A 25447-nucleotide genomic window follows, 5' to 3' on the forward strand; every position below is an offset into this window, starting at 1 on the left:
GGCTATCCGAAAAAAACGAACAGCCTTATTTTTTTATTATAAAGAAGCTACGTGCTCTGCCAAATCAACCAATTTGTTAGAGTATCCAGCTTCGTTATCGTACCAAGAAACTACTTTGAAGAAAGTGTCGCTCAATGCAATACCTGCTTTTTCATCATAGATAGATGTTTTTTTGCAGCCTACAAAGTCCTGAGAAACAACTAATTCGTCAGTATATCCTAAGATTCCTTTCAATTCACCTTCTGAAGCTTTTTTCATAGCAGCATTAATTTCAGCCAATGAAGTTGGTTTTTTAGTACGAACTGTTAAATCCACTACTGAAACGTCAGCTGTTGGAACGCGGAACGCCATACCTGTTAATTTTCCGTTCAATTCAGGAATAACTTTTCCTACCGCTTTAGCAGCTCCTGTTGATGAAGGAATGATGTTGATAAGTGCTGAACGACCACCTCTCCAGTCTTTTTTAGAAGGACCATCAACAGTTAATTGCGTAGCTGTTGTAGCGTGAACTGTTGTCATCAAAGCCTCTTCAATTCCGAAAGCATCGTTGATAACTTTAGCGATAGGAGCCAAACAGTTTGTTGTACAAGAAGCGTTAGAAACGATGTTGTCAGTTGGTTTTACTGATTTGTGGTTAACTCCCATTACGAACATTGGAGCATCAGCAGAAGGAGCAGAAATAACTACTTTTTTAGCACCTGCATTGATGTGAGCTTGAGCTTTTTCCAATGTAGTAAAAATACCTGTACATTCAGCAACTACAGTAGCTCCAACTTCATTCCATTTCAAGTTTGCTGGGTCTTTTTCAGCAGTGATACGAACCACTTTTCCGTCAACTACCAAGTTTCCGTCTTTTACTTCTACGTTTCCTTTGAAAGTTCCGTGAACTGAATCATATTTTAAAAGATAAGCGATGTATTCTACGTCTTGAAGGTCGTTAATCCCTACGATTTCTACATTTGGTCTTTCGTAAACCGCTCTAAACACAAGACGCCCGATACGTCCGAATCCGTTGATTCCAATTTTTAATGTTGACATAATTATCTCTTTTATTTGTTATTAAATTATTTTTAGCAATTAGCTTTTTATGTTACAATCTTTATATTTTTTTAAATTTTGAAATTCCTTATTAAATTCTATTGTTTTAATTAAAATTCACTATAAAACGCTGGTGGTTCAATGCCCAATGCTCGCAAGTAAACATATCCTTGACCTCTGTGATGAATTTCGTTTTGCAAAAGGTAATCTAAATTATGAATAATTGGATAGTTAAACATTCCAAACACGTTAAACTCTTCACGAAAACGCTCTAAAGAAGTATTGGCAAAAAATGTATTAATTTGTTCGGTAAGTTTATCCCAATTTGACAAAATCTCGGCTTTGGTTTTTCCAGCATAATTATCGTGATTTTCAAAAGTAATTATTTCATTTTCAGAAAATTGTCTAATAGCAATAACACCAAGATAGATCAATTCATCAACTATTTTTGAAAACGGACGCATCCCACCAACGGAAAATTCAAACAATTCCTTCTCAGGAAAAGCCTCAATCACCTTGCGAGTTAATTGGCGATTTATTTGCCAATTGTCTAACCATTCTCGTTTTGTAACTAACTCTACCATTTTTACATCCTAATAAAATTATTGCCTAATTATCTACGTTAAATGTGTGATATTTCTGCATAAAAACAATCTTCTGAATTACGAGAAACTAAATACTCATAATCTCTGCTACACGAACAAGTTCCATATCCAACTTACTTCCGCCTTTGATAGCTTTTTCGAGCGGAGTCAAGTCAATTACATCATTGTTGATTCCTACCATATAGTTCGATTTTCCTTCCAAAAGCGTTTCTACCGCTTTCACTCCCATACGACTGGCAAGAACACGGTCATAGCAAGAAGGAGCTCCACCACGTTGCATATGTCCTAAAATGGCTACACGAATGTCGTACTCTGGGTGTTTTTTCTCAACATATTCTTTCAATTCAAAAATATTTTTACCCGTTTTATCTCCTTCAGCAACCACGATGATGTTAGAAGTTTTTCCTTTAGCGTGTCCTTCTTCAATATCTTGCAAAAGTTCTTCAATAGGTGTATCTTCCTCTGGAATAAGGATACGCTCTGCTCCGCCTCCAATACCCGTATTTAGTGCGATGAATCCAGCGTCACGTCCCATAACCTCAATGAAAAACATTCGGTTGTGAGAACTTGCTGTATCTCGGATTTTGTCAATAGCTTCTACCGCTGTATTAAGTGCGGTATCGTAACCTAAGGTATGGCTTGTTCCATAAATATCATTATCAATAGTTCCAGGAATTCCCATCACTGGAAAATTATGCTCTTGGTTAAAAAGCAAAGCCCCTGTAAATGAACCATCTCCACCGATAACGACCAAGGCATCTACATTGTGTTTTTTAAGATTTTCGTAAGCTTTTTGGCGACCTTCTTTAGTACGGAAATCCTTAGAACGTGCTGATTTCAAGAAAGTTCCTCCTTTATTAATAGTATCACGAACGCTACGAGCATTCAATTCTATAAAATCTTCTTCAATCATTCCTTGATAACCACGATACACCCCCAAAACGGCAACATTGTGAAATGCACACGTACGAACCACTGCACGTATGGCGGCGTTCATTCCTGGAGCATCACCACCAGAGGTTAAAACTGCTATTTTCTTAATCTTTTTCTCTGACATTTAATATATACATTATTTTTTTTGCGAGGTAAAATTACAATTTTTTTTTTGAAATAAACCCACTTTTTTCACTTTTTTCACTTGAACACATACAAGAGTTTAGTAATTACAACACAATTAAGGAGTTAAGTATCTTATTTGAATCATATCGAAATTTCTCTTCTTTCAAAACATAAAATACAATCCATAAACTTCATAAACAACTAATTATAAACAACTTAAAAATAAATCCTTATTTTCTGAATACATTTTTATACTGAATTACTTTTTCCATCAATAAAAAAGTATTAATTTGGTCAGCTGAATTTTAAATATTGTTCATAACCAATTAAAATAATTTAATATGCAAACAAACGAATCTTCAAAAAGTTTTTTAGTTCCGTTGGCATTCATCGGGCTGATGTTTTTCTCCATTGGGTTTGCTTTGGGGATTAATTCATATCTGATTCCTGTTTTAAAAGGAACTTTAGATATTTCATCTGCAGGAAGTTATATGCTTTTAGCTGCTACTTTTATTCCATTTTTAATTTTTGGATATCCTGCTTCGATGTTGATTAAAAAAATCGGTTATAAAAAAACAATGGCTTTTTCATTTTTGCTCTTTGCCATTGCTTTTGGAATTTTTGCCACAGCAACTAACTTTTATATCTTTTTATTAGCCTCTTTTGTTAGTGGTGCTGCCAACGCTTATCTACAAGCTTCAGTAAATCCGTATACAACAATTTTAGGACCTATTGAAAGTGCCGCAAAACGCATCAGTATAATGGGAATTTGTAATAAATTGGCTTGGCCTATTGCACCTCTTTTCTTGGCTTTTGTTATTGGAAAAAGTATTGAAAACGTAACTCCAGCTGACTTGCAATTACCTTTCTACATTATCGTTGGAGTATTTTTGCTTTTAGGAGTTGTTTCACTAATGGCTCCGCTTCCTGAGGTAAAAGCAGCTGGAGAAGATGAAGATTCTACTGAAAGCAACCTTAGCGAAGGTAGTGGAAAGAACTCAATCCTTGATTTTCCATATTTGCTTTTAGGAGTTTTAGCTTTATTCTTCTATGTGGGAGTTGAAACCATTTCTTTAGCAACTATGGTAGATTATGCAAAAGATATCGAAGAAAGCGGAGTTAAGGTGGCTTCATTATTTGGAATTGAAATCGCTAAAGTGGCGGCTTTTATTCCTTCTATCGGAATGATTATTGGTTACATTTGTGGTGCTTTATTTATTCCGAAATATATTTCCCAGTCTGCGGCACTTAAAATTTGCTCTTTATTGGCTATTTTTGGTACAATAGCAGTTGGACTCGCTCCAGCTGAATACTCAATTTACTTTATTTCATTTATGGCTTTGGGTTGCTCACTAATGTGGCCTGCCATCTGGCCTTTGGCTATGGACGGATTGGGTAAATTCACCAAAACAGGAGCTTCTCTTTTAACTATGGCGATTGCTGGGGGTGCTGTGCTTCCGCTTATTTTCGGATGGCTAAAAGATAGTTACGGAATGCAAAATGCTTATTGGCTTTGTCTACCTTGTTTTGTATTTATACTATATTATGGTATGGCAGGACATAAAGTTGGTAAAAAATAGTTTGATTTTTACATCTACAAGTAAAAAACCGATGACTTATAGCCATCGGTTTTTTTTATTTCTTCTATGTTGAACTATAATGTGCCTAATATAGTCACAAAACTATCTATTTCTTGCTTTGTATTGAATTGAGAAAATGAAAACCTAAGTGAAGGTATCTTCAGGTGTTCTTCTGGAAGAAAAGCGGTTAGAACGTGTGAGTTTTGCGTACTTCCGCTTTGACAGGCACTCCCTTTTGAACAAGCTATTCCTTTTAAATCCAGATAAAACAAAAGTGTTTCGTTCTTCTGTTTTAAAGAAGGAAATCCCACATTTATAATAGTATGTGTACTTTTTCTTAAATCGGCAGACATTCCGTTAAATAATGCATCAGGAAATACTTCTTTTATCCTTTTGATAAAATATCTCTTCAATTCAGATAGATATAAAATAGTATCTTCCAGATTTTTATAAGATAGTGAAAAAGCCTTTTCCATTGCCACGATATTATGCAAAGGTTCGGTACCTCCACGCATACCTCGCTCCTGCTCTCCACCAAATATAAGTCCGTTTAAGTCAATTCCCTTTCGGATATAAGCAAATCCTACTCCTTTAATTCCGTGAAATTTGTGAGCCGAAGCCGTTGCAAAATCCACTGAAAGTTCATTCAAATTCAACCGAAAATGCCCAACAGACTGCACCATATCCGAATGAAAATAAACTCCATACAATTTGCAAAGTTCAGCAACTTTTTCAACAGGAAGAATATTTCCTATTTCATTATTAACGTGCATTAAGCTGACTAAACCTTTCTGTTGTTTTGTTTGTTGTAAAAGTTCTTCCAAATGGTTCAAATCAACATCACCTTCTTCAGTTAAATGGACATAATGAACATCAATATTATATTCTAATTTTAGTAATTGTACAGTATGTAATACCGAATGATGTTCTATAGGAGATGTTATAATGGTTTGAACTCCCAAATCACGAACACAAGCTCTCAAAACCAGATTATTAGCTTCTGTTCCTCCCGATGTAAAAATGATTTCAGATGCTTGAACTTTCAATTCTTTGGCGATAGTTTTTCTTGCACTTTCAATCAATGATTTTGCAGAACGTCCAAAGCTGTGTGTTGATGATGGATTTCCGTAAAATTCTGAAAATGTTTGATTTAAAACTTCTATTACCTCAGTAAATGGTTGTGTTGTTGAAGCATTATCAAAATATATTCTATTTGTAGGATTCATTAAAAAAATCTATTTTACTGCAAAGATAACTATTTGATATATTAAAAAACACGAAAGTTTATTGTTAGAAGGTATAAAAATTCAAATATCTTCAGAAAATCTTTGTGAGAATTTTATTCCATCGGTAATGTCTAATCCATTTTCCTTGTTCAGGAGTTACCAAAAATTCTTGTTTTTCACGTTTTGCTTTAAAATATCCTCGCAAATAATCCTTAAATAAACTCCATTTTTTCTTCTTGAAAGCCAACTTTGCCGAAGCCAAAACAGAAAGTGAAAAACCATAACGTAAACGATAAAAAACACTTCCTTGCAGAAAACGAGCATTTAAATTGTAACCAGCTCCCGTAGGACGTAAATGTTTCACTTTCAATACTTCATCGGTTTTCACCTCCCAACCATAGAAACGAGCTAAAAGTTCATCAACTGTATCCCAGCCCATTGCAGTTTTTAGTCCCCCAATATCTGAAAAACAGGCTTTACGATAAGCTTTCAGTGCACCTCGCAAATGGTCTTTGTCCGTCAAACTTTCCAAAACCCAATCACCATTCCTTTCTACATAACAGAAACCTCCGCACATTCCTATTTTCTGATTTTCAGTAAAATGCTTTTCTAAAATATCAAGATAATCAGGAGGAAAAACCAAATCCGCATCAAACTTACAAATTACATCTATATCATCTTTCAGAAAAGGCAAACCTGAATTAAACGCCTGAACTACCTTACTCCCAGGCAAATGCGTAGTCCCCTCTTCTCTGCGAAGAATTACCAAAGAAGGATTTTTTAGTTTAATTTTTTCTAAAATTTGAGGCGTTGAATCAGTGGAACAATCGTCAACTACAATGATTTGTGAAGGTACTTTTGTTTGTTTGAAAAGAGATTCCAACGTTTTTTCTATGAAATCTCCTTCATTATGGGCTGGAATAACAATTCCGAAGTTCATATAACTTTAATTTTCAATCTATTGTATCGTATTCTATTATAAAGATTTCCTCATTATCGTGTTTTAAATAATATGCCTCTCTTCCCATTTTTTCCTTACCTTCATCAGTATTGAGGATTTTCAAACTTTTTTTATCCTTTTCTATTTCCTTTTCCAAAAACTGTTTTTGTTTGTTCAATTTTTTAATTTCTTTATTTAATTCCCTGTGTGTCAATAAAGAATTTGCATCGAAGAAAGCCATCCATACAAAGAAAAAAACGAGTATAAAAGCGTATAGCTTATACCCCTTCAAAAGTGCGATGTATTGAAAAATAGATTTCATCAGGAAACAGTTTGAGAAATTCGATTGTGAACAATGGTCCTTATAATATCAATAGCTACATTATTTCTTTTATTGTTAGGAATAATAATATCGGCATATTCTTTTGTGGGTTCAATAAATTGCAAATGCATTGGTTTTAAAGTAGTTTGATAACGATTCAAAACCTCTTCCACATCTCTGCCTCTTTCGGTAGTATCCCTCTTAATACGTCTAATCAATCGCTCATCAGAATCAGCGTGAACATAAATTTTGATATCAAATAGGCTACGAATATCTGCGTGTGAAAAAATCAAAATTCCTTCAACAATAATTACTTTCGTAGGATTTATCAAAATAGTTTCGCCTGTTCGGTTGTGTTCCACAAATGAGTACACGGGGCTTTCTACTGATTTTCCTTCTTTAAGAGCAATCAAATGTTGTTTTAGTAAATCAAAATCGATAGAACTTGGATGGTCGAAGTTAACTTTAACTCTTTCAGAATAAGGTAAGTGACTCATATCCCGATAATATGAATCTTGCGAAACTACTGTTACTTCTTTTCCTGACAACTCTTTAACTATCTGATTTACAACGGTTGTTTTTCCACATCCTGTTCCTCCCGTAATTCCTATGATTAGCATTTTGATTTTTTATTTATATATAAATTTTTGATTTTCTGTTAATTTACTCGTATTATTTTTGCTCCTAAAGCCCTTAAACGCTCGTCAATGTTTTCGTAACCTCTGTCAATTTGTTCTATATTATAGATGGTTGAAGTCCCTTTAGCTGAAAGAGCTGCAATCAACAGAGCAATTCCTGCCCTAATATCAGGAGAAGTCATCAAAGTAGCTTTCAACGGAGATTTAAAGTCATTACCAATTACCGTAGCTCGATGTGGGTCACATAAAATGATTTTAGCTCCCATATCTATCAGTTTATCAATGAAAAACAGACGGCTTTCAAACATCTTTTGATGAATTAATACCTCTCCACGTGCCTGTGTTGCCATCACCAATATAATACTCAGCAAATCAGGAGTAAAGCCTGGCCAAGGAGCATCGGAAACAGTCAAGATAGAACCATCTATGTAATTCTGAACCTCATATCCTTGAGTATGAGCAGGAATATAAATATCATCTCCGCGGCGTTCGAGGGTAATTCCTAATTTCTGAAAAACATTAGGTATCAGCCCAAGATGTTCCCAACCTACATTTTTTATAGTTATCTCACTTTGGGTCATCGCTGCTAATCCAATCCAACTACCAATTTCAATCATATCGGGTAAAAGCGTATGTGTGCAACCTGAAAGCTTTTCTACTCCGTTAATAGTCAAAAAGTTAGAACCTATTCCTTGAATATCAGCACCCATTATGTTCAACATTCGGCACAATTGCTGTACGTAAGGCTCACAGGCTGCATTGTAAATGGTTGTTGTTCCTTCTGCCAAAACCGCAGCCATAATAATGTTTGATGTTCCAGTTACTGATGCCTCATCGAGCAACATATCCGCTCCTTTTAGTCGATTAGAAGTTACGCTATACGTCTGGTTTTCTTTATCGTAGTTGAAATTTGCACCCAATTTTATAAATCCCTCAAAATGTGTATCCAACCGACGACGACCTATTTTATCTCCGCCTGGTCGAGGAATGTAACCCACTCCAAACCGTGTAAGCAGTGGTCCCACAATCATAATTGAGCCTCGTAACCCCTGTCCTTCAGACTGAAAAGCCTCTGATTTCAAATATTCTAAATTTACTTCATCTGCTTGGAAGCTATACGAACCTTTACCCAATTTCTGTATTTTCACTCCCAAGTTCTCAAGTAATGAAATTAACTTATTAACATCTAATATATTAGGAATATTATGTATTGTTACTTTTTCGTTTGTAAGCAAAACCGCGCACAATACCTGAAGTGCCTCATTTTTAGCTCCCTGCGGAGTTATTTCGCCTTTCAGCGTGTATCCTCCTTCTATTTTAAATACTCCCATAATAATTAACTGCTTTTAGTTTTTTTATTTTTTTTGGACTGAGTTGAATTTCTTTTCGTTAAGTTTTGCTTGGTTTTGATAAGTTCATTACTATTTGTCAGAAATTCTTTTGTTTCAGTTAGGTCGATTTTACCATCGCTTAATTCATACAAATGCTGAAAAACTACTTCATCTTCAACAGCTTCTTTGTTCCAAATCAAATAGCTCTTTTTCATATGATTAGCGATTGCATATTTTAATGCTTCTTTTAGCTGTCCTTCTTCCCAACGAACGCAAACCTCAATCATTTTCTTTATGTTATTGCCATAAAATCTGTATTTTGGATGATTTTGCGGATACTGAAGAGTGTCAGGATGTTTAATCAATACGTCAGAAGTTGGTTTTTCAAAAGGAGAATCTACATCTAACTGAAACTTTGACATAATGAATAACTGATCCCATAGTTTATGCTGAAAATCAGGAACATCTCGTAAATGAGGAAACATATTTCCCATTACAGCTATGATGCTTTTTGCCGTGTTATTACGTTTTTCCCTATCCTCAATCGTTATGGCTTTCTCAATCATTTTTTGTATATGCCTTCCATATTCAGGAATTATCAAAGGTGTTCGTTCTGTGTTGTATTCCAACCCCATATTTTCGAACATATTTTGTGTATCTTGATTTTCCATTTTCTTCTGATTATTCAGCGTTGTGTTTCAGTAATTATCAAATCTTTACAAGGAAACAATTCCTTCTATTTTTCCTGCTTCCTTGTAGTAATGGATTACCTCGTCTGGATTTTGCAAAAGAATAGTCACAGAAACTCCCGTATATTTTCCATTCGAAGAAGGACGAGTTTTTATTTCAGCATCTGTTTTCTCAAAAACAGAATTAAGCGTTTCTATTTTTTGGGCGTCGGTTGGTACGATAAACTTGTACAAATACGAGGTTGGGAAAGAAGTTGTTTCCTCCAATTCTTTTTTCAAACGTTCGTAAAATTCAGCCAATTCTTGCTCTGATTTCATCATTAAAACTTTTTTTGCAAAGATAGCAGTTTTCATCAGAAGAGAAAAAATATTTTCTGTTTTTGGTCATTTCTGAACAGAAAAACATTGTACTCTGTCAAAATTTTCGTACATTCGTCAAAATTTTTGAAAATGAAAAATATCACACAAAAACCTTTTGGAAAACACCACGATAAACAGGTAACACTCTTTACCTTAACCAATAAAAACACGATGGAAGTATCAGTAACCAACTTTGGCGGTATCATCACTTCCATTAAATTCCCAAAAGACGGGAAACACATACAAACTGTTCTTGGGTTTGACACCTTGGAAGAATACCTAAGTGCAGATTATCGCAAAGAATATCCGTATTTTGGAGCAATCATCGGGAGAAATGCTGGACGCATCAAAAATGGAAAAACAACCCTCAACGGACAGACAATTCAACTAAGCGTAAACCACAACCAAGCACAACTACACGGCGGTTTTGAAGGTTTTGACAGCAAAGTTTGGGAAGTCGTTTCGGTACAAGATAAACCAATTCCGTCTGTAACTTTCCGGTACATTTCTGCCGATGGCGAAGAAGGCTTCCCTGGTGAAGTTACCGCAGAAGTAACCTACTCACTTACTGATGAAAACGAACTCCGAGTGGATTATTACGGAACTACCAACAAACCTACTATCCTGAACCTAACCCAACACGCTTATTTTAACCTGAACACCGATTCCAGCAATATTTTAAATCATCATTTACAGATTAATGGCGACAGAGTTTCTCCACTAAATCCTGATTATTCCCCAACGGGCGAATTACGCTTGGTGGAAGGCACACAATGGGATTATCGTAAGCCTACCCTTGTACACCCCGATATTGACAATGCCTTTCCACGTCAGGTTTCGGAGGAAGAAACCGTTGGGTCGCTCATTTGCAACGAAAGTGGTATTCGTATGGACGTGCGTACCAATCACCCCGTACTCCATATCTATGGCGGATATTATGTGCCTGAACTACACCCCAAAAACAGAAAAGCTACTGGGCAGAATGCAGGAATATGTTTTGAATGCCAAGGTTTTGCCGATGCGTTGAACTATCCGCAGTTTCAATCCACGCAGTTAAATCCGCAGGAGGAATACAAACATTTTACTATTTTTAAGTTCATTGAAATAGCATAAACTTTCAGAATTAAAAACGAGAGATTTTGCCTTTCGGACATTTATTCGAAATAAGAAAACACGCGTTGTGAAAGCTCGGGATTTTCCCGATAGAAAAAAACACACGTTTTAAGGCTTCGGGGTTTTCCCGAATGAAGAAAGCACACGTTTTAGGACTTCGGGGTTTTCCCGATTGGAGAAAACATACGTTTTGGAGCTTCAAGCATTTAGGCGAATGATGAAAACATACGTTTTGGGACTTCTAGCATTTAGCCAAATGAAGAAAACAAGCGTTTTGAGGCTTCGAGCATTTAGGCGAACGAAGAAAACACACGTTTTGGAGCTTCGAGCATTTAGCCGAATGAAGAAAACACACGTTTTGGAGCTTCGAGCATTTAGGCGAATAAAGAAAACAAGCGTTTTGGAGCTTCGAGCATTTGTCAGAAGTAAAAAACATAAAATAAAACTATAAAAAGATTTCAGATTACCTATACTTGGTAATACGGGAATAAAGATGTATATTTAATTAGTACAAAAACAGAAAAAAATATTTCAAAAAATGAAAAAATATATACAAGAAGAATTTCAGAAAAGCTATGGGCAACCTTGTGACAAGGTTTTCTTTGCTCCGGCTCGTGTCAATTTGATTGGCGAACACATCGACTACAACGGCGGACTGGTGATGCCTTGTGCTCTTGAGAATGGAACGTATTTGGCGGTTCGCAAAACAAACGACAACACATTTACTTTCAAGAGTTTAAACTTTCCAGAATCAACACATCAGGTAACCATCAATCACGAAGGATATACCAAAAATGGAAGTCTTTGGATAAATTATCCGCTGGGTTGTATTGACTATTTTACACGTGAGGGTGTGAAATTCAGTGGAATGGAATTTCTCTTCTACGGAAATATTCCCAACGGCGGCGGACTTTCCTCTTCAGCTTCTATCGAACTTGTAACTTCCTTTGCTCTGAACTCTCTTTTCGGATTAGGAAAAGACCAAATTGAACTGGTGAAAATTTCACAAAATGTAGAAAACGAATTTGTGGGGGTAAATTGTGGTATTATGGACCAATTCGCTATCGGAATGGGGAAAAAGGAACACGCCATCATTTTGGATTGCCAAACGTTGGATTATACCTATACGCCTTTCAGCTTAAAAGACGATACCCTACTGATTATCAACACCAACAAAGAAAGAAAACTGGCAGATTCTAAATACAATGAGCGTCGTGCTACTTGCGAAGCAGCGTTGGAAATCTTCAACAAAAATGCCGATTTCAAAGACCTTTGTTCTATCCCTGCTGAGTACTTCGAGGCTCACAAAAACGAACTTACCGAAGAGATGCAAAAACGAGTTAAACACGTGATTTATGAGAATTTACGCGTAAAAGAAAGCGAAAAAGCCTTAAAATCGGGCGATGTGGAGCGCTTCGGAGAGTTGATGTCTGCCTCACACAAATCCTTAATGGAAGATTATGAAGTTACGGGCAAAGAACTGGATACCATCTATTTAGAAAGTATTAATTTTGATGGCGTTACAGGCGTTCGTATGACTGGAGCTGGTTTCGGAGGTTGTGCCATTGCATTGGTTAAGAACGACCGAGTGGAAGCCTACAAAAAACACATTACCGAACGCTACACAGAAAAAATTGGGTACGCCCCATCGGTGTATGACGTGAGCATCGGCGAGGGAACTCGTGAATTATAATCATCAGAAAGCCAAGTGAAACCATTATTTCATTTGGCTTTTATTTTTTTTACAAATGGAAAAAGTATATAAATCCAAAGTAGATAAATTCCTTTTTGGAATTGTTATCGTAATTACATTCTTTCCGCTTGTATTCTTGTTATATGAGCTTACTTCTTTTAGAGATAGAATAATTGTAGCAACAATACTTTTGCTTTTGGCTTTAGTATTTGGAAATTGTATTTGGGGCATTCGATATATTATTGACCAAGAATTCCTGACTTTAAAAGGAGGTTTCTTTTTCAAGAAAAAAATATCTATTAAAAGTATCCGAAAAATAGAAAAAGTAGGCTTTATAGCAGAACTTGGACTGGGAGCATCACTTGAGCGTATTGGAGTTTTTTACAATAAATATGACTGCTTTCTGATTTCTCCAAAAGATAGAACAGCATTTATCGCTGATTTGTTGGAAATTAACCCGAGTATAGAGGTGATTATATGACAATTTTAGCAAGTATAATCGTCTTTAACCTTTAACGCATTTAAATCTTTCAGGGCAGATGCTACATCGTAAATAAAAATTTCTTAAATTAGCACCCGAAAAAATAAAAACATACTAAAATTTTGATATATGAATTCATTTACAACATTAGATTATGTGATTTTTGGCCTGTACGCAGCGGTCATTCTCGGTGTAGGGCTTTTTGTGTCACGCAATAAAAAGAATTCAGGGAAAACTGCAGAAGATTACTTCTTGGCGAGTAAATCTCTTCCTTGGTGGGCAATTGGTGCTTCACTAATTGCCGCAAACATATCCGCGGAACAATTTATAGGAATGTCTGGTTCGGGGTTTGCATTAGGTTTAGCAATTGCGTCTTACGAATGGATGGCAGCTCTTACATTAATTATCGTAGGAAAGTACTTCTTACCTATATTCATTGAAAAAGGATTGTACACCATTCCTGAGTTTATCGAAAAACGATATAGTGCTAATCTAAAATCAATTCTTGCTGTCTTCTGGGTGGCTTTGTTTATTTTTGTTAATCTTACAAGTGTCTTATTTTTAGGAGGAAAAGCCTTGCAAGTAGTTTTAGGAGTTGACCCTTTTTACGCGATGATTGGTTTAGCACTTTTTGCAGCGGCATATTCTCTTTGGGGGGGGCTTTCGGCAGTTGCTTGGACAGATGTAATCCAAGTGGCATTACTTGTTGTTGGCGGACTGATTACTGCTTACATTGCACTTGACAATGTGACACCTCAGGGCGGAGTAATAACTGGTTTACAGCATATTTTCGATGTCGCTCCTGATCATTTCAAAATGATTTTAAACGAATCGCACCCCGAATATATGAACTTACCTGGTATTGCTGTACTAGTTGGTGGACTTTGGGTTGCAAACTTGTACTACTGGGGATTTAATCAATATATTATTCAACGTACTTTAGCTGCAAAATCTTTAAAAGAATCACAAAAAGGGATTGTCTTTGCGGCTTTCTTAAAAATGATTGTACCTGTTTTGGTAGTAATACCAGGAATTGTGGCTTATGTTATGTATCAAAGTGGAGCAGGAACGGCGACTATTGATGGCGTAAAAGAAGCCTTTACAGGAGTAGATGGAGCCGTAATGAATGACAATGCTTACCCTTGGCTTATCAAAACATTTATCCCAACAGGATTAAAAGGGTTGGTAGTTGCCGCTTTAGCAGCCGCAATTGTTTCTTCACTAGCTTCGATGTTAAATTCCACGGCTACAATTTTCACAATGGATATTTACAAACAAAATATTAATCCAAATGCTTCTCAAAAACAACTGGTTAGCGTAGGTCGTATTTCAGCAGCAATTGCACTAGTAATTGCTTTGATTGTAGCACCTGCCTTAGGAGGAATTAATCAAATGTTCCAATACATTCAGGAATATACAGGACTTGTTAGCCCAGGTATTTTGGCTGTTTTTATGATGGGATTGTTCTATAAACGAGCTACAAACAAAGGAGCTATTTGGGGAATACTTCTTTCTACATTGATTGCCTTCTATTTCAAAATAGGACCTAACGGTTGGATGACAGATTCAGCTTTAAGTAGCTTATTCGTTACACTTCCTTGGATGCATCAAATGATGATTACTTGGATTGTTTCAATGTTAATTATCGCTGTGGTTAGCCACTTTGAAAATAAAGGTGCTGTTAGTGAAAAAGCTATCATCATTGACAAAAACACTTTCAAAACAGATTCAACATTTAACATTGCTTCCTATGTGATTATCATACTATTAGTGGCTTTGTATGCTATTTTCTGGTAAAGGAAGAAAAACATAAATATTTCAAGAAGTTGCTCAAAAGGCAACTTCTTTCTTTTTGTAAAAATTTAATTTTCAGAATAATTTATTACTTTTGCTCGTCAGCGATTTTTTTATGGAAAAGCAAATACTTACATTGGTAAACGAAACGTACCAAAATATTTTTTTAACAGGAAAAGCAGGAACAGGAAAAACCACGTTGTTGCGTAAAATTATTGAAACAAGCCATAAAAATACGATTGTCGTGGCACCGACAGGTATCGCTGCACTCAATGCAGGAGGCGTTACAATCCATTCGATGTTTCAATTGCCTTTTGCTTCATTTCTACCAACTTCATCTTCTACTCCTCTCATAAATAACAATACTCGATTCGAAAACAGAACTTCCTTACGAAATCACTTTAAGATGCATAAAAATAAGCGTCAAATTATTGAAAGTATGGAGCTTCTGGTGATTGATGAAGTAAGTATGCTACGTGCTGATGTTTTAGATGCGATAGACTTTATGCTACAAACCATTCGCAAAAACAAAGTCCCTTTCGGAGGTGTGCAAGTATTATTCATAGGAGATTTACTTCAGCTTCCTCCCGTTGTGAAAAATGATGAGTGGGAAATTTTGAAAATGTACTACGAAGGAATGTTTTTCTTCCAATCGAAAGTGATTTCACAGAATCCATTGCTTTACATTGAATTAGAAAAAATATATCGCCAATCGGATAAGCATTTCATATCTATTCTCAATAATTTAAGAGATAACAAATTAAATCAGAAAGACATACAATTTTTGCAACAATACGTAAAACCTAACTTCAAACCAGAAAACGATTTTATAACATTAACAACACACAATGCAAAAGCAGATGCCATCAACGATGAGAAAATAAGCAAACTAAAAACAAAAGAATTTACATATGAAGCTATCATTGTTGGTGATTTTCCTGAAAATATGTATCCTATTGAAAAACAAATACATTTGAAAGAAGGTGCCAGAGTTATGTTTATCAAAAACGATTTATCTCCTGAAAAACTTTTTTTCAACGGAAAAATGGGTACTATCGCTTCTCTTTCCGAGAATGAAATTGAAATACAATTAGATGGCGGAAAAATGATAAATGTAGAACGTTACGAATGGGAAAATATCCGTTATTGTGTAAATGAAGAAACCAAAGACATTGAAGAAGAACGATTAGGAACTTTTACACAATATCCACTCAGGTTAGCGTGGGCAATTACAGTTCATAAAAGTCAAGGACTTACCTTTGAAAAAGCAGCTTTGGATTTGGATAACGTTTTTGCTTCAGGTCAAGCGTATGTGGCTTTTTCTCGTTTGCGTTCTTTAGATGGGTTGATTTTGCTTTCTCCTATCAGTGAACACGGAATTGACGGGAATGAAAATGTAAGACAATATGCTAAAAATAAAGCTTCTGAAAATGAAATACTTAATGCTTGTAAAAATGGAAAAAAGCAATTCTTGGAAAAGTTAATTTTGGAATGCTTTCAATGGGATAACTTCTTGTATCAATGGAACTTACACAAATCAAGTTATACTGGTGAAGTTGGCAAAAAAAGCACATACAAAAACTGGGCAAATGAAAAATTATCACAAGTCATCACATTAACAGGAATTGCGGAAAAATTTGTATTGCAGCTCAAAAATATTTTCATTTCAGATTATGAATTTTCATTCATTTGTGAACGTTTTGAAAAAGCATATTCCTATTTTATGCCACAATTAAAAGAAATTTGGTACGAAATTCTTTGCATTTATGGTGAAATTGAAATTTTAAAGAAAGTTAAGCAATTCAAAGATGAATTATCTGATTTAGAAGACATCACTTCAAAAATCATTAGAAATCTTTTAAAAACAGAACAATTAATTAAATTACACAAGGAAGAAAAAGATTTTGAAAATCAGAATATTAATTCCGAAAAATTTAAGAATATGCGAACGGAATTACTTCTAAAAGTTGAGCAACATTTAAAAAACAAACAGCTTTTTGTATCGGAAAATATCAATAAAAAAGATATAAAAAATCAAACGGAAAAAATCTCTACTTACAGCATCACATTACAACTCTGGAATGCTACTCATTGCGTAAAATCTATTGCTGAAAAAAGAATGCTAACTGAAGCAACTATTTATCGCCATCTTATAAAACTCGTTGAACAACAGGAAATTATGGCTTCAGAAATTTTATCAGAAACAACAATACAGGAACTTACTGATATTTTTAACGAAGAAGAAAATCATTCACTCGGAAATATATTTGAAAAACTCAATGGAAAATACACTTGGGACGAACTCCGTCTGTTCAAAACTCACTGGGAAGCAACAATATAGAGGTAAAAAAAGCAATTTTATTTTTCTTAATAGCCAATATATTTTTCCCAACATAAAAAATTCTTTTCAAAAATGTTGAAAATTGAAAACAAAATGTATATTTGCAGAGTATTTCAACCATTAAAAAAGAAAGTTTTTCAGCTTAAGAAAATATGACAAATCAAAAAGATGAAATGTCTTTTTTAGACCATTTGGAGGAGCTTCGTTGGCATTTAATTCGCTCAACAATGGCTGTTTTGATAGTCGCTGTTCTTGCTTTCATCTACAAAGATTACATTTTTGCAATCATTTTTGGACCAAAACAGGGAGATTTTTTCACATATCAAATGTTCTGTAAACTTGGGCAACTTTTTGATTATGAAAGTGTTTTTTGTGCTCAGGAATTGCCTTTCACACTGCAAAACAGAACTATGGCGGGGCAGTTTTCAGCTCATATTTGGACTTCTATTTGGACTGGAGTTATCGTTTCTTTCCCCTACATTCTTTACGAACTTTGGAAGTTTATAAGTCCCGGCTTATACGAAAACGAGCGAAAACTAGCGAGTGGATTTATTATTATTGCTTCAGTTCTATTTTTCTCTGGAATTTTATTTGGATACTACCTAATAGCACCTCTTTCAATTAACTTTTTAGGTTCATATTCTGTAAGTGACGAGGTTCAAAACCAAATTGATTTAAGCTCGTATATTTCCATAGTACGTTCGTCGGTAATAGCTTGTGGATTAGTTTTTGAGCTTCCAATAATTGTTTATTTTTTAACAAAATTAGGATTGGTAACGCCTTCATTTATGCGAAAATATCGCAGACACGCCATTGTAGTTATTTTAATCATATCAGCTATCATTACCCCTCCAGATGTAACCAGCCAGATTATTGTAACTATCCCTATTCTAATCTTATATGAAATAAGTATTTTTATATCAAAATACGTACTAAAAAAAGACGAAAAATCAAAAAAAATTAATTTATAATACAACAAGGTTCAATGGATTGTAAAGCCTACTTACAACAACTACCCAACGTGAAAACGTTGAAACAGATTTGCAAAGGCAAAGCTGTAATAGACTGGATTATTTGTGGTTATGAATTTGAAACATACCACACTTACTACAAAAGCAATCAAGAAGAATACGATGGAATTGAAGCTCAGTGGGGACTTGGATTTGAAGAAGAAGATGGAGCTTCACTCTCGTTTTATTTTGCTGATAAGGCTTGTTTGATTGTTCCATCAACAACCTCAGAAGGAAATGGAGATTCTGACAATAAGTCATTTGAAAAACGAATTCCCAAAATATTCCTTCCTTATTATCGTAAGAATTTTTCAGATACTGATATTCCGTTTGTAATTTGGTCTTTGGACGGCGAAACTTGGAATTGTGAAGAAAATTTTGAAGTTGATGAATTTATTCATAAATTTGACCAAATTACTACCAAACCAGAAGAATACAAAAATTGGGCAATTGACTTTTTTGGAGATGAAACTTTCCTAAGAGAAGATATGTCAGAACAAACAATTTCAGACATATATGAAGGAAAAATCTTGACCGAAAAGATGGTTTATAGCCTCGTAACAGAAGTTCACGATTGGGTAGATTTAGAAACTGAATTGGACGAAATGCCTTATCGATTCGAGTTTTAAATAAAATCCAAAAAAGATTCTGCCGGAAATCATTTTTGTATGTAATTTTGGTTTTCTAATTAATCTGAAAATGAAGCTAATTGCAAACGACATCATTAAAATATACAAAGGAAGAAAAGTTGTTAAGGGCGTTTCTTTGGAAGTGAATCAAGGAGAAATCGTCGGACTTTTAGGACCAAATGGAGCTGGGAAAACAACTTCTTTTTATATGATTGTTGGTTTAATAAAACCCGATGGAGGTACAATTTATCTTGATAAAGAGAATATTACTAACTTCCCGATGTACAAACGAGCACAATACGGAATTGGATATTTGGCACAAGAGGCTTCCGTTTTCAGAAAGCTAAGCATTGAAGATAATATCAAAAGTGTGTTGCAACTTACCAAACTATCTAAAAAAGAACAACAAAGGAGAGTTGATGAACTTATTGATGAATTCAGTTTAGGACATATACGAAAAAATCGAGGAGATTTACTTTCAGGAGGAGAGCGTAGACGTACCGAAATTGCTCGTGCTTTGGCTACAAATCCTAAATTCATTCTGCTTGATGAACCTTTTGCTGGTGTTGATCCTATTGCTGTTGAAGACATTCAATCTATTGTATTTCAATTAAAAAGCAAAAATATTGGAATTTTAATTACTGACCACCGCGTGGAAGAAACTCTTTCCATTACGGACAGAACTTACCTGATGTTTGAAGGAGGAATTTTAAAGGCAGGAACACCCGAAGAACTTGCTGAAGATGAAATGGTTAGAAAAGTATATTTAGGTAAAAACTTTGAGCTTCGCAAAAAGAAAATGGAGTAAAAAACAAAAAAATGTATAATTATATAGAATACAATTTTACAATTGAACCTCTTGGAGTTGCTTCTGAAATTCTGGTTGCTGAATTAGCAGAGCTTGGTTTTGAGAGTTTTGTGGATTCTGAAAATGGAATATTGGCTTACATTCAAGAAAATTTATGGTACAAAAATATCCTAGATGATGTTTATATCTTACAATCTGCTAAATTCAAAATTTCATATACTTTAAAGACCATAGAACAAATCAATTGGAATGAAGAGTGGGAGAGAAATTTCAGTCCTATTGTTGTTGATGATATTTGCACAATCAGAGCTCCGTTTCACGAAGTTCCTAATACAACTTATGATATTATCATAGAACCAAAAATGAGTTTTGGCACAGGGCATCACGAAACTACATATATGATGTTGCAATTTCTGTTAAATACAGACTTACAAGAAAAAAAAGTATTAGATATGGGCTGTGGAACAAGCGTTTTGGCTATTATGGCAGAAAAACGAGGTGCTGAATCCGTAACTGCTATTGATGTTGATGATTGGTGTGTTCAAAATTCTGTTGAAAATATAGAAAGGAATCATTGCAAAAATATCTCAGTAAAATTAGGCGATGCTTCACTTCTTGATAATGAAAATTTTGATGTTGTTATAGCCAATATTAATCGAAATATTTTGCTTTCGGATATTCCACAATATGCAAAAACTTTACCTTCTGAAGGAACGTTATTATTGAGTGGATTTTACGAATCTGATATACCTGTAATTACGAATAAATGCAACGAAAATGATCTAAAACTTGTGGAGAAATTAGAACGTAATCAGTGGGTTGCTTTAAAATTTAAAAAAAATTAAAATCCTAAAAACTATGATTTTCAATCACCAAGAAAAAATACAAAGCGAAACTTCTACAGAAGAACTCTTGGATGATGGATACCATCTTATCTTGTACAATGATGATGTGAATACTTTTGACCACGTTATCGAAACTTTGGTCAATGTTTGTAAACATACTTACGACCAAGCAGAACAATGTGCAATCATTGTTCATTTTAAAGGTAAATGTGATGTAAAGTCAGGAAGTTATGAAAAACTAAAACCTATGTGTCTCGCCTTATTAGATGCTGGTTTAAGTGCTGAAATTGAATGAGAAAATAAAAAAGGGAATAAATTAAAAATTTATTCCCTTTTTTATGTTTTCAACTAATTATTATTCAACATTATAGGCATCGCTAACATTAACACTTTCTCACCTGGGTCTAACCCATCAAGCGGAGTTAATATACCTGCCCTATTTGGCATAGACATTTCAAGCATTACTTCATCTGAATCCAAATTATTCAACATTTCAATCAAAAAACGAGAATTGAATCCAATTTCCATATCATCACCTTGGTAGTTACAAACCAAACGCTCATCTGCCTTATTGCTGTGGTCAATATCTTCTGCAGAAACTTGTAAATCAGAGCCTGCTACTTTTAGACGAACCTGATGCGTTGTTTTATTCGAAAATATAGAAACACGCCTTGCTGAGTTTAAAAATTGTGAACGATTCACAACCAACTTATTAGGATTTTCCTTAGGAATTACCGCATCGTAGTTTGGATACTTTCCATCAATCAAGCGACATATAAACTCCATTCCATCGAAAGAGAATTTGGCATTACTTTCGTTATATTCAACGATAACCTCCGTTTCACTTCCTGCTAAAATTCCTTTCAATAAATTCAAAGGTTTTTTAGGCATAATGAACTCTGAAGTTTCTGTAGCTTTGATATCTGTTCTTTGGTATTTCACTAACTTATGAGCATCTGTAGCCACAAAAGTTAGCCCTTCTTCATTGAATTCAAAGAAAATTCCGCTCATTGTAGGACGTAAATCATCATTCCCGACAGCAAAAATTGTTTTTTGAATCGCAGTAGCCAAAACATCTCCAAGCAAAGTTACTTTGTTGGCTTCAGATAAGGTAACAGGCTTTGGAAATTCCTCTCCATTCAAATATGCCAATGAATATTTTCCGTGTGTTGAGCTGATTTCTATTGTGTTATTATCCTTTGCTACAAACGTTAGCGGTTGTTCAGCGAAAGTTTTCAATATTTCGACCAACAATTTCGCAGGTACAGCAATGCTTCCTTCTGAATCTGACTCCACTTCCAATGCTCCTTTAACTGTTGTCTCTAAATCTGATGCTGAGATAGTTAGTACATTAGGAGACAATTCAAACAAAAAGTTATCAAGAATAGGCATCGTATTGCTACTATTAATAACTCCTCCTATTACTTGTAATTTTTTTAATAAGTACGAACTTGATACAATAAATTTCATATTATTTTATCTATGTTTTTATTTTTAAAATTTTCTTAAAAAAAGAAGACATTTTTTTACTCTTCTGCAATATTAAGAAATAGATAGTGACAAATATACTTAAAAATACAATATCACAAAACTATTTTTCAAAATAGTGTGCCATATATTTGGACACTATATATATTACATACTGATTATTAACAGATTATAAAATTCAGAAAAATCAAGTATTTTTAATTTCGGATATTTTTTACACTAAAAATACCATATCAAAATTACAACTTACCTGAAATTTTATTGATTTATACGGAAAGGTTGCCCACTATATGGTTTTGCATACTCTTCCTCTAAGCTTTTTTCAAGCATTCGTTTTTCCAAATCACAGCGATATACCTCTCCTTTTATATATCTTTCTATCATCAGTGAAGCAATTGGTCCTGCAACTCTTGCTCCATAGTATCCATTCTCTACAAATACAGCAATAGCTATCTTAGGATCATCAATTGGCGCAAACGCCACAAAAATAGAGTGGTCTGTCAGCTGCATACGCTTTCCGTTAATTCGTACAAAATTTTCAGCAGTTCCCGTTTTCGCACCAATATCAATTCCTTCTATTCTCGTTCCACGTGCAGTACCTGAATTATAAGCTGTGTTCATTCCCTGAATTATAGGTTCAAAATGTTGCTTATCTATAGTTGTACGTTTAAGTGTTGTAAACTCTTTAAATGGAGTTACTTCATCATTTATCTTCTTTACGATATGAGGTGTATAAAAATGCCCCCTATTAGCTATAATTGCCATTACATTAGCAAGTTGTATTGGAGTGGTCAATATTTCTCCTTGCCCTATTGCATTTGAAATATTGTATGTCGCTGCCCAACGACCTTGTCCATATTGCCTGTCATACAGTGCCGTATTCGGAATTTTGCCTGGTCGTCCTGTAGGAAAATCACTTCCCAAGAAGCTTCCCAAACCAAAACTTTTGACGTGTTTACTCCACGCATCCATTCCTACAGAAGGTTTTCCATACTTTTCGATACTACGTCTGTAAGAATTTGCAAAATAAGAATTACAAGAGTGAGCAATTCCGTGTAGCAAATCATTGCTTGAACGTCCACAATGGCATCGCATTATTCGATTTCCATACCGATACCCTCCCCCACAACCAAAAGAAGTTGAAGAAGATATTACATTCTCCTGTAAGGCTATCAAAGCATTGATTACTTTGAAAGGAGAACCTGGTGGATATTCTGCAAGTAAAGCCCTATCATACAAAGGTTTAGCAATAGAGTCTTGATAGAGAGTTGTATAATTTTTAGAACGTTGCCTTCCTACCAACAAATTAGGATCGAAAGTAGGAGCAGAAACCAATGCTAATATTTCTCCTGTTTTAGGTTCAATCGCTACAATACCACCTCGTTTATTTTGCATTAACTCTTCTCCATATGCCTGTAAACCAATATCTAATGTAAGTTGTAGAGATTGTCCCATAACAGGAAGCGTGTCTAACATTCCTTCTTTATAGCTACTTATCTGACGATTGTGTCTATCCTTCTGGAAATAACGCACTCCTTTTTCTCCTCTTAAAAAAGATTCATATTGTTTTTCAACTCCCTGACGTCCAACTAATTCTCCTGATATATAATATGAATTTTCTTTTAATTCCCACTCATTTACTTCGCTTATGTATCCTAAAACATTTCCTGCATTACGCGTTAAATAATGACGTAACGAGCGTCTTTGAATGTAAAAACCATCAAATTTACGTAACTTTTCTTGCAAAACTGCATAATCATCTTTTGAAAGTTGATTTACCAAAACGGATGGTTTTCGGTAAGAATATTTTTTTGCTTTCTGTAAACGTTCTTTAAAATCTTCTTTTGAAATTGCCAATAATCCACATAACTCCAACGTATCCAATTGTTTAACATCATTAGGAACTACCATCACATCGTAGGCTGGTTGGTTTGACACCAGAAGTTGCCCATTTCTATCGTAAATATAACCTCTCTCTGGATAGTCGTAAACAACCTCAACAGCAACATCTTCGTCGGGACGTGAATTCTCATTAAATTCCACAACCTGAAGATAAACTAAACGAATTACGAAAATGATTGATGTTAAGATAATTATGATAAATAACAAATACTTTCTCATTTCTTTTGGCTTCTAAATATGTAGACAAATAGCAAACATACAACTATAGTGAAAACAGAAGATACTCCTATTTTTACAAAGGTTGTAAACAAGTGATTGAAGTTAAATATTTCGAGAAAATAAAATAACGTATGATGCAATACAACCATAATTGTTGTATAAGAAAATACCTTTGCAGGAGGATATTGCAAAAGCTTTATTTCCTGAAAATCAAAGTTATTACCAAACACGAATCTCAATATTACTGAACGAATATAGGCTACAAAAACTGTACTTGCTGCGTGAATTCCTCCTGTATTCGAAAAAATATCAATACTTAAACCTATTAAAAAAGCTGCAAATAAAAATGGTATCTTGAACTCCCTGTATGGATAAATAATAACAAAAAGTAAATACACCATCGGATTTGCATACCCTAAGTAACCAATATTGCTAAACACAAGTACCTGCAACAATACTAGCACAATAAACAGAAAAATATTTTTGATAAAAAGATTATTCATTAGGATTTTGACTTTCTAAATTACTAATCTCTTCTTTGTCTTTGTTTTCAATTATGTAGATAAAATCCACGTTGGACATATCCGTAAATAATTTAATATCAACTACAAAAGAATTATCCATTTGACTTTTAGTAATATTCATAATTTGCCCAACAGGAATTCCTTTAGGAAAAATGCTCGACATTCCTCCCGTAACTATAGTATCACCTTTTCGAATGGGAGCTATGTTAGGTATGTCCACAAGTTGAACAATGTTTAACTCCTGTCCATTCCATTTCAGTGAACCAAAATGACCTGTTCGTTTTACCATTGCATTCAAAGAAGATTTTATATTCAAAACACTTTGAACAGTAGCAAATTCACCCGATGTGTTTTCAACAATTCCCACAATTCCATTAGGAGAAATAACTCCCATATCTTGCTTTACTCCTTCTTTTTCTCCCTTATCAATTGTCAAATAATTTTTCTTTCGTAAGAAACTATTTTTTATAACATTAGCCCTACGAACTTCATATTGGCTTGTATCAAAAAATGATATACTATCAGTTGCAATGCTTTGTTTGAGCTGATTTTCTAATGCAAATATTTGGCTACGAAGTTGTTTATTTTCTTCACTAAGAATATTATTTTGTCCTCTCAAGTCAAAATACTGAGTCCAATAACTTGAAAAATTATATAAATTTCCAGAAACTATATTAGCAGAGTTAATATACTTACTTTGTGGATAGTAATTATCTTTAATAGTCAGAAAGATAGAAAAAGAAAAAAGCAACAAAAACACAAAAAAGTTTCTTTTACGAATAAAAAACAAAATGATTTGTTGCATAAACTTT

26 protein-coding genes are annotated in these 25447 nt (G+C 34.4%); 12 read left to right on the forward strand and 14 right to left on the reverse strand.

The genetic code is table 11. The annotated features are described in order from the left end of the window. Positions 1–36: 36 nt before the first annotated feature. From gap to pfkA, 3 genes are all read right to left on the reverse strand, one after another. The gene (gene gap / locus YW9_RS0110360; protein WP_013997127.1) at positions 37–1038 is read right to left on the reverse strand and encodes a type I glyceraldehyde-3-phosphate dehydrogenase; all 1002 of its coding nucleotides are present in this window, start codon (positions 1036–1038) and stop codon (positions 37–39) included. Between the two features lie 110 nt (positions 1039–1148). Then, on the reverse strand, positions 1149–1622 hold the full coding sequence (locus YW9_RS0110365; RefSeq protein ID WP_018280101.1) for a DinB family protein: 474 nt from the start codon (positions 1620–1622) through the stop codon (positions 1149–1151). Between the two features lie 88 nt (positions 1623–1710). Next, positions 1711–2700, reverse strand: a complete 990-nt coding sequence (gene pfkA / locus YW9_RS0110370) for a 6-phosphofructokinase (protein WP_018280102.1) — start codon at positions 2698–2700, stop codon at positions 1711–1713. A gap of 343 nt (positions 2701–3043) precedes the next feature. Between pfkA and YW9_RS0110375 the strand changes: the two genes are divergently transcribed. Beyond that, complete coding sequence (locus tag YW9_RS0110375; RefSeq protein ID WP_018280103.1) at positions 3044–4282, forward strand: MFS transporter; 1239 nt, start codon at positions 3044–3046, stop codon at positions 4280–4282. A 74-nt stretch (positions 4283–4356) separates the two neighbouring features. On the opposite strand, the gene YW9_RS0110380 is transcribed toward YW9_RS0110375, so the two are convergent. The 7 genes from YW9_RS0110380 to YW9_RS0110410 form a co-directional block, all read right to left on the reverse strand. Then, entirely contained in the window at positions 4357–5508 is a 1152-nt protein-coding gene (locus tag YW9_RS0110380; RefSeq protein WP_018280104.1) for a cysteine desulfurase family protein, read from the reverse strand. Between the two features lie 91 nt (positions 5509–5599). Next, on the reverse strand, positions 5600–6448 hold the full coding sequence (locus YW9_RS0110385) for a glycosyltransferase (RefSeq protein ID WP_018280105.1): 849 nt from the start codon (positions 6446–6448) through the stop codon (positions 5600–5602). 13 nt (positions 6449–6461) lie between these two features. After that, positions 6462–6770, reverse strand: a complete 309-nt coding sequence (locus YW9_RS0110390) for a septum formation initiator family protein (RefSeq protein WP_018280106.1) — start codon at positions 6768–6770, stop codon at positions 6462–6464. Next, positions 6770–7390 (reverse strand): uridine kinase, encoded by a 621-nt coding sequence (gene udk, locus YW9_RS0110395; RefSeq protein ID WP_018280107.1) that lies wholly within the window; start codon positions 7388–7390, stop codon positions 6770–6772. The genes YW9_RS0110390 and udk overlap by 1 nt, the downstream gene beginning before the upstream one ends. A 38-nt stretch (positions 7391–7428) precedes the next feature. Further along, a complete protein-coding gene (murA, locus tag YW9_RS0110400; protein ID WP_018280108.1) occupies positions 7429–8739 on the reverse strand; it encodes a UDP-N-acetylglucosamine 1-carboxyvinyltransferase in 1311 nt (436 codons plus the stop codon). 5 nt (positions 8740–8744) lie between these two features. After that, on the reverse strand, positions 8745–9410 hold the full coding sequence (locus YW9_RS0110405) for a DUF4290 domain-containing protein (protein WP_018280109.1): 666 nt from the start codon (positions 9408–9410) through the stop codon (positions 8745–8747). A gap of 45 nt (positions 9411–9455) precedes the next feature. Next, the gene (locus YW9_RS0110410; RefSeq protein ID WP_026193978.1) at positions 9456–9746 is read right to left on the reverse strand and encodes a DUF493 family protein; all 291 of its coding nucleotides are present in this window, start codon (positions 9744–9746) and stop codon (positions 9456–9458) included. 132 nt (positions 9747–9878) lie between these two features. On the opposite strand from YW9_RS0110410, the gene YW9_RS0110415 reads away from it, so the two are divergent. The 11 genes from YW9_RS0110415 (at position 9879) to YW9_RS0110475 (ending at position 20797) form a co-directional block, all read left to right on the forward strand. Then, a complete protein-coding gene (locus tag YW9_RS0110415) occupies positions 9879–10901 on the forward strand; it encodes an aldose epimerase family protein (protein ID WP_018280111.1) in 1023 nt (340 codons plus the stop codon). Positions 10902–11115: 214 nt separating this feature from the next. Beyond that, complete coding sequence (locus YW9_RS0110425; protein ID WP_018280112.1) at positions 11116–11352, forward strand: hypothetical protein; 237 nt, start codon at positions 11116–11118, stop codon at positions 11350–11352. 87 nt (positions 11353–11439) lie between these two features. Continuing rightward, positions 11440–12594: a galactokinase gene (locus tag YW9_RS0110430; protein ID WP_018280113.1), complete on the forward strand. Its 1155-nt coding sequence runs from the start codon at positions 11440–11442 to the stop codon at positions 12592–12594. Between the two features lie 55 nt (positions 12595–12649). Next, complete coding sequence (locus YW9_RS0110435; protein WP_018280114.1) at positions 12650–13075, forward strand: PH domain-containing protein; 426 nt, start codon at positions 12650–12652, stop codon at positions 13073–13075. A gap of 129 nt (positions 13076–13204) precedes the next feature. Continuing rightward, positions 13205–14872 (forward strand): sodium/sugar symporter, encoded by a 1668-nt coding sequence (locus YW9_RS0110440; protein WP_018280115.1) that lies wholly within the window; start codon positions 13205–13207, stop codon positions 14870–14872. Positions 14873–14984: 112 nt separating this feature from the next. Beyond that, positions 14985–17210, forward strand: coding sequence for a helix-turn-helix domain-containing protein (locus YW9_RS0110445; protein ID WP_018280116.1), 2226 nt, complete (start codon positions 14985–14987; stop codon positions 17208–17210). Positions 17211–17362: 152 nt separating this feature from the next. Next, the gene (tatC, locus tag YW9_RS0110455) at positions 17363–18181 is read left to right on the forward strand and encodes a twin-arginine translocase subunit TatC (RefSeq protein ID WP_018280117.1); all 819 of its coding nucleotides are present in this window, start codon (positions 17363–17365) and stop codon (positions 18179–18181) included. A 14-nt stretch (positions 18182–18195) separates the two neighbouring features. Next, entirely contained in the window at positions 18196–18849 is a 654-nt protein-coding gene (locus YW9_RS0110460) for a hypothetical protein (RefSeq protein WP_018280118.1), read from the forward strand. A 70-nt stretch (positions 18850–18919) separates the two neighbouring features. Continuing rightward, entirely contained in the window at positions 18920–19657 is a 738-nt protein-coding gene (gene lptB, locus YW9_RS0110465) for an LPS export ABC transporter ATP-binding protein (protein WP_018280119.1), read from the forward strand. 11 nt (positions 19658–19668) lie between these two features. Further along, positions 19669–20502 (forward strand): 50S ribosomal protein L11 methyltransferase, encoded by an 834-nt coding sequence (gene prmA, locus YW9_RS0110470; RefSeq protein WP_018280120.1) that lies wholly within the window; start codon positions 19669–19671, stop codon positions 20500–20502. Between the two features lie 13 nt (positions 20503–20515). Continuing rightward, positions 20516–20797 carry an ATP-dependent Clp protease adaptor ClpS gene (locus YW9_RS0110475; RefSeq protein WP_018280121.1) on the forward strand — a complete coding sequence of 94 codons (282 nt, stop codon included), beginning with the start codon at positions 20516–20518 and terminating at the stop codon, positions 20795–20797. A 53-nt stretch (positions 20798–20850) separates the two neighbouring features. Here YW9_RS0110475 and dnaN read toward each other — a convergent pair whose 3' ends face one another. From dnaN to mreC, 4 genes are all read right to left on the reverse strand, one after another. After that, entirely contained in the window at positions 20851–21972 is a 1122-nt protein-coding gene (gene dnaN, locus YW9_RS0110480; protein WP_018280122.1) for a DNA polymerase III subunit beta, read from the reverse strand. A gap of 276 nt (positions 21973–22248) precedes the next feature. After that, positions 22249–24111, reverse strand: a complete 1863-nt coding sequence (gene mrdA, locus YW9_RS0110485) for a penicillin-binding protein 2 (protein WP_018280123.1) — start codon at positions 24109–24111, stop codon at positions 22249–22251. Beyond that, on the reverse strand, positions 24108–24614 hold the full coding sequence (locus YW9_RS0110490) for a hypothetical protein (RefSeq protein WP_018280124.1): 507 nt from the start codon (positions 24612–24614) through the stop codon (positions 24108–24110). Before YW9_RS0110490 ends, mrdA begins: the two co-directional genes overlap by 4 nt. Further along, entirely contained in the window at positions 24607–25440 is an 834-nt protein-coding gene (gene mreC / locus YW9_RS0110495) for a rod shape-determining protein MreC (protein WP_018280125.1), read from the reverse strand. Before mreC ends, YW9_RS0110490 begins: the two co-directional genes overlap by 8 nt. Positions 25441–25447: the final 7 nt, after the last annotated feature.

The organism is Capnocytophaga cynodegmi DSM 19736, assembly GCF_000379185.1.
Lineage (GTDB): Bacteria > Bacteroidota > Bacteroidia > Flavobacteriales > Flavobacteriaceae > Capnocytophaga > Capnocytophaga cynodegmi.

Bases quoted from the DNA above. Each gene is read 5' to 3' on its own strand.
- udk (WP_018280107.1), bottom strand. From the start codon at position 7,390: ATGCTAATCATAGGAATTACGGGAGGAACAGGATGTGGAAAAACAACC.
- YW9_RS0110405 (WP_018280109.1), bottom strand. From the start codon at position 9,410: ATGGAAAATCAAGATACACAAAATATGTTCGAAAATATGGGGTTGGAA.
- lptB (WP_018280119.1), top strand. From the start codon at position 18,920: ATGAAGCTAATTGCAAACGACATCATTAAAATATACAAAGGAAGAAAA.
- YW9_RS0110430 (WP_018280113.1), top strand. From the start codon at position 11,440: ATGAAAAAATATATACAAGAAGAATTTCAGAAAAGCTATGGGCAACCT.
- YW9_RS0110415 (WP_018280111.1), top strand. From the start codon at position 9,879: ATGAAAAATATCACACAAAAACCTTTTGGAAAACACCACGATAAACAG.
- YW9_RS0110460 (WP_018280118.1), top strand. From the start codon at position 18,196: ATGGATTGTAAAGCCTACTTACAACAACTACCCAACGTGAAAACGTTG.
- prmA (WP_018280120.1), top strand. From the start codon at position 19,669: ATGTATAATTATATAGAATACAATTTTACAATTGAACCTCTTGGAGTT.
- YW9_RS0110390 (WP_018280106.1), bottom strand. From the start codon at position 6,770: ATGAAATCTATTTTTCAATACATCGCACTTTTGAAGGGGTATAAGCTA.
- pfkA (WP_018280102.1), bottom strand. From the start codon at position 2,700: ATGTCAGAGAAAAAGATTAAGAAAATAGCAGTTTTAACCTCTGGTGGT.
- YW9_RS0110475 (WP_018280121.1), top strand. From the start codon at position 20,516: ATGATTTTCAATCACCAAGAAAAAATACAAAGCGAAACTTCTACAGAA.
- tatC (WP_018280117.1), top strand. From the start codon at position 17,363: ATGACAAATCAAAAAGATGAAATGTCTTTTTTAGACCATTTGGAGGAG.
- YW9_RS0110385 (WP_018280105.1), bottom strand. From the start codon at position 6,448: ATGAACTTCGGAATTGTTATTCCAGCCCATAATGAAGGAGATTTCATA.
- YW9_RS0110410 (WP_026193978.1), bottom strand. From the start codon at position 9,746: ATGAAATCAGAGCAAGAATTGGCTGAATTTTACGAACGTTTGAAAAAA.
- YW9_RS0110490 (WP_018280124.1), bottom strand. From the start codon at position 24,614: ATGAATAATCTTTTTATCAAAAATATTTTTCTGTTTATTGTGCTAGTA.
- YW9_RS0110380 (WP_018280104.1), bottom strand. From the start codon at position 5,508: ATGAATCCTACAAATAGAATATATTTTGATAATGCTTCAACAACACAA.
- mreC (WP_018280125.1), bottom strand. From the start codon at position 25,440: ATGCAACAAATCATTTTGTTTTTTATTCGTAAAAGAAACTTTTTTGTG.
- YW9_RS0110445 (WP_018280116.1), top strand. From the start codon at position 14,985: ATGGAAAAGCAAATACTTACATTGGTAAACGAAACGTACCAAAATATT.
- mrdA (WP_018280123.1), bottom strand. From the start codon at position 24,111: ATGAGAAAGTATTTGTTATTTATCATAATTATCTTAACATCAATCATT.
- YW9_RS0110425 (WP_018280112.1), top strand. From the start codon at position 11,116: ATGATGAAAACATACGTTTTGGGACTTCTAGCATTTAGCCAAATGAAG.
- gap (WP_013997127.1), bottom strand. From the start codon at position 1,038: ATGTCAACATTAAAAATTGGAATCAACGGATTCGGACGTATCGGGCGT.
- YW9_RS0110365 (WP_018280101.1), bottom strand. From the start codon at position 1,622: ATGGTAGAGTTAGTTACAAAACGAGAATGGTTAGACAATTGGCAAATA.
- YW9_RS0110435 (WP_018280114.1), top strand. From the start codon at position 12,650: ATGGAAAAAGTATATAAATCCAAAGTAGATAAATTCCTTTTTGGAATT.
- murA (WP_018280108.1), bottom strand. From the start codon at position 8,739: ATGGGAGTATTTAAAATAGAAGGAGGATACACGCTGAAAGGCGAAATA.
- YW9_RS0110440 (WP_018280115.1), top strand. From the start codon at position 13,205: ATGAATTCATTTACAACATTAGATTATGTGATTTTTGGCCTGTACGCA.
- dnaN (WP_018280122.1), bottom strand. From the start codon at position 21,972: ATGAAATTTATTGTATCAAGTTCGTACTTATTAAAAAAATTACAAGTA.
- YW9_RS0110375 (WP_018280103.1), top strand. From the start codon at position 3,044: ATGCAAACAAACGAATCTTCAAAAAGTTTTTTAGTTCCGTTGGCATTC.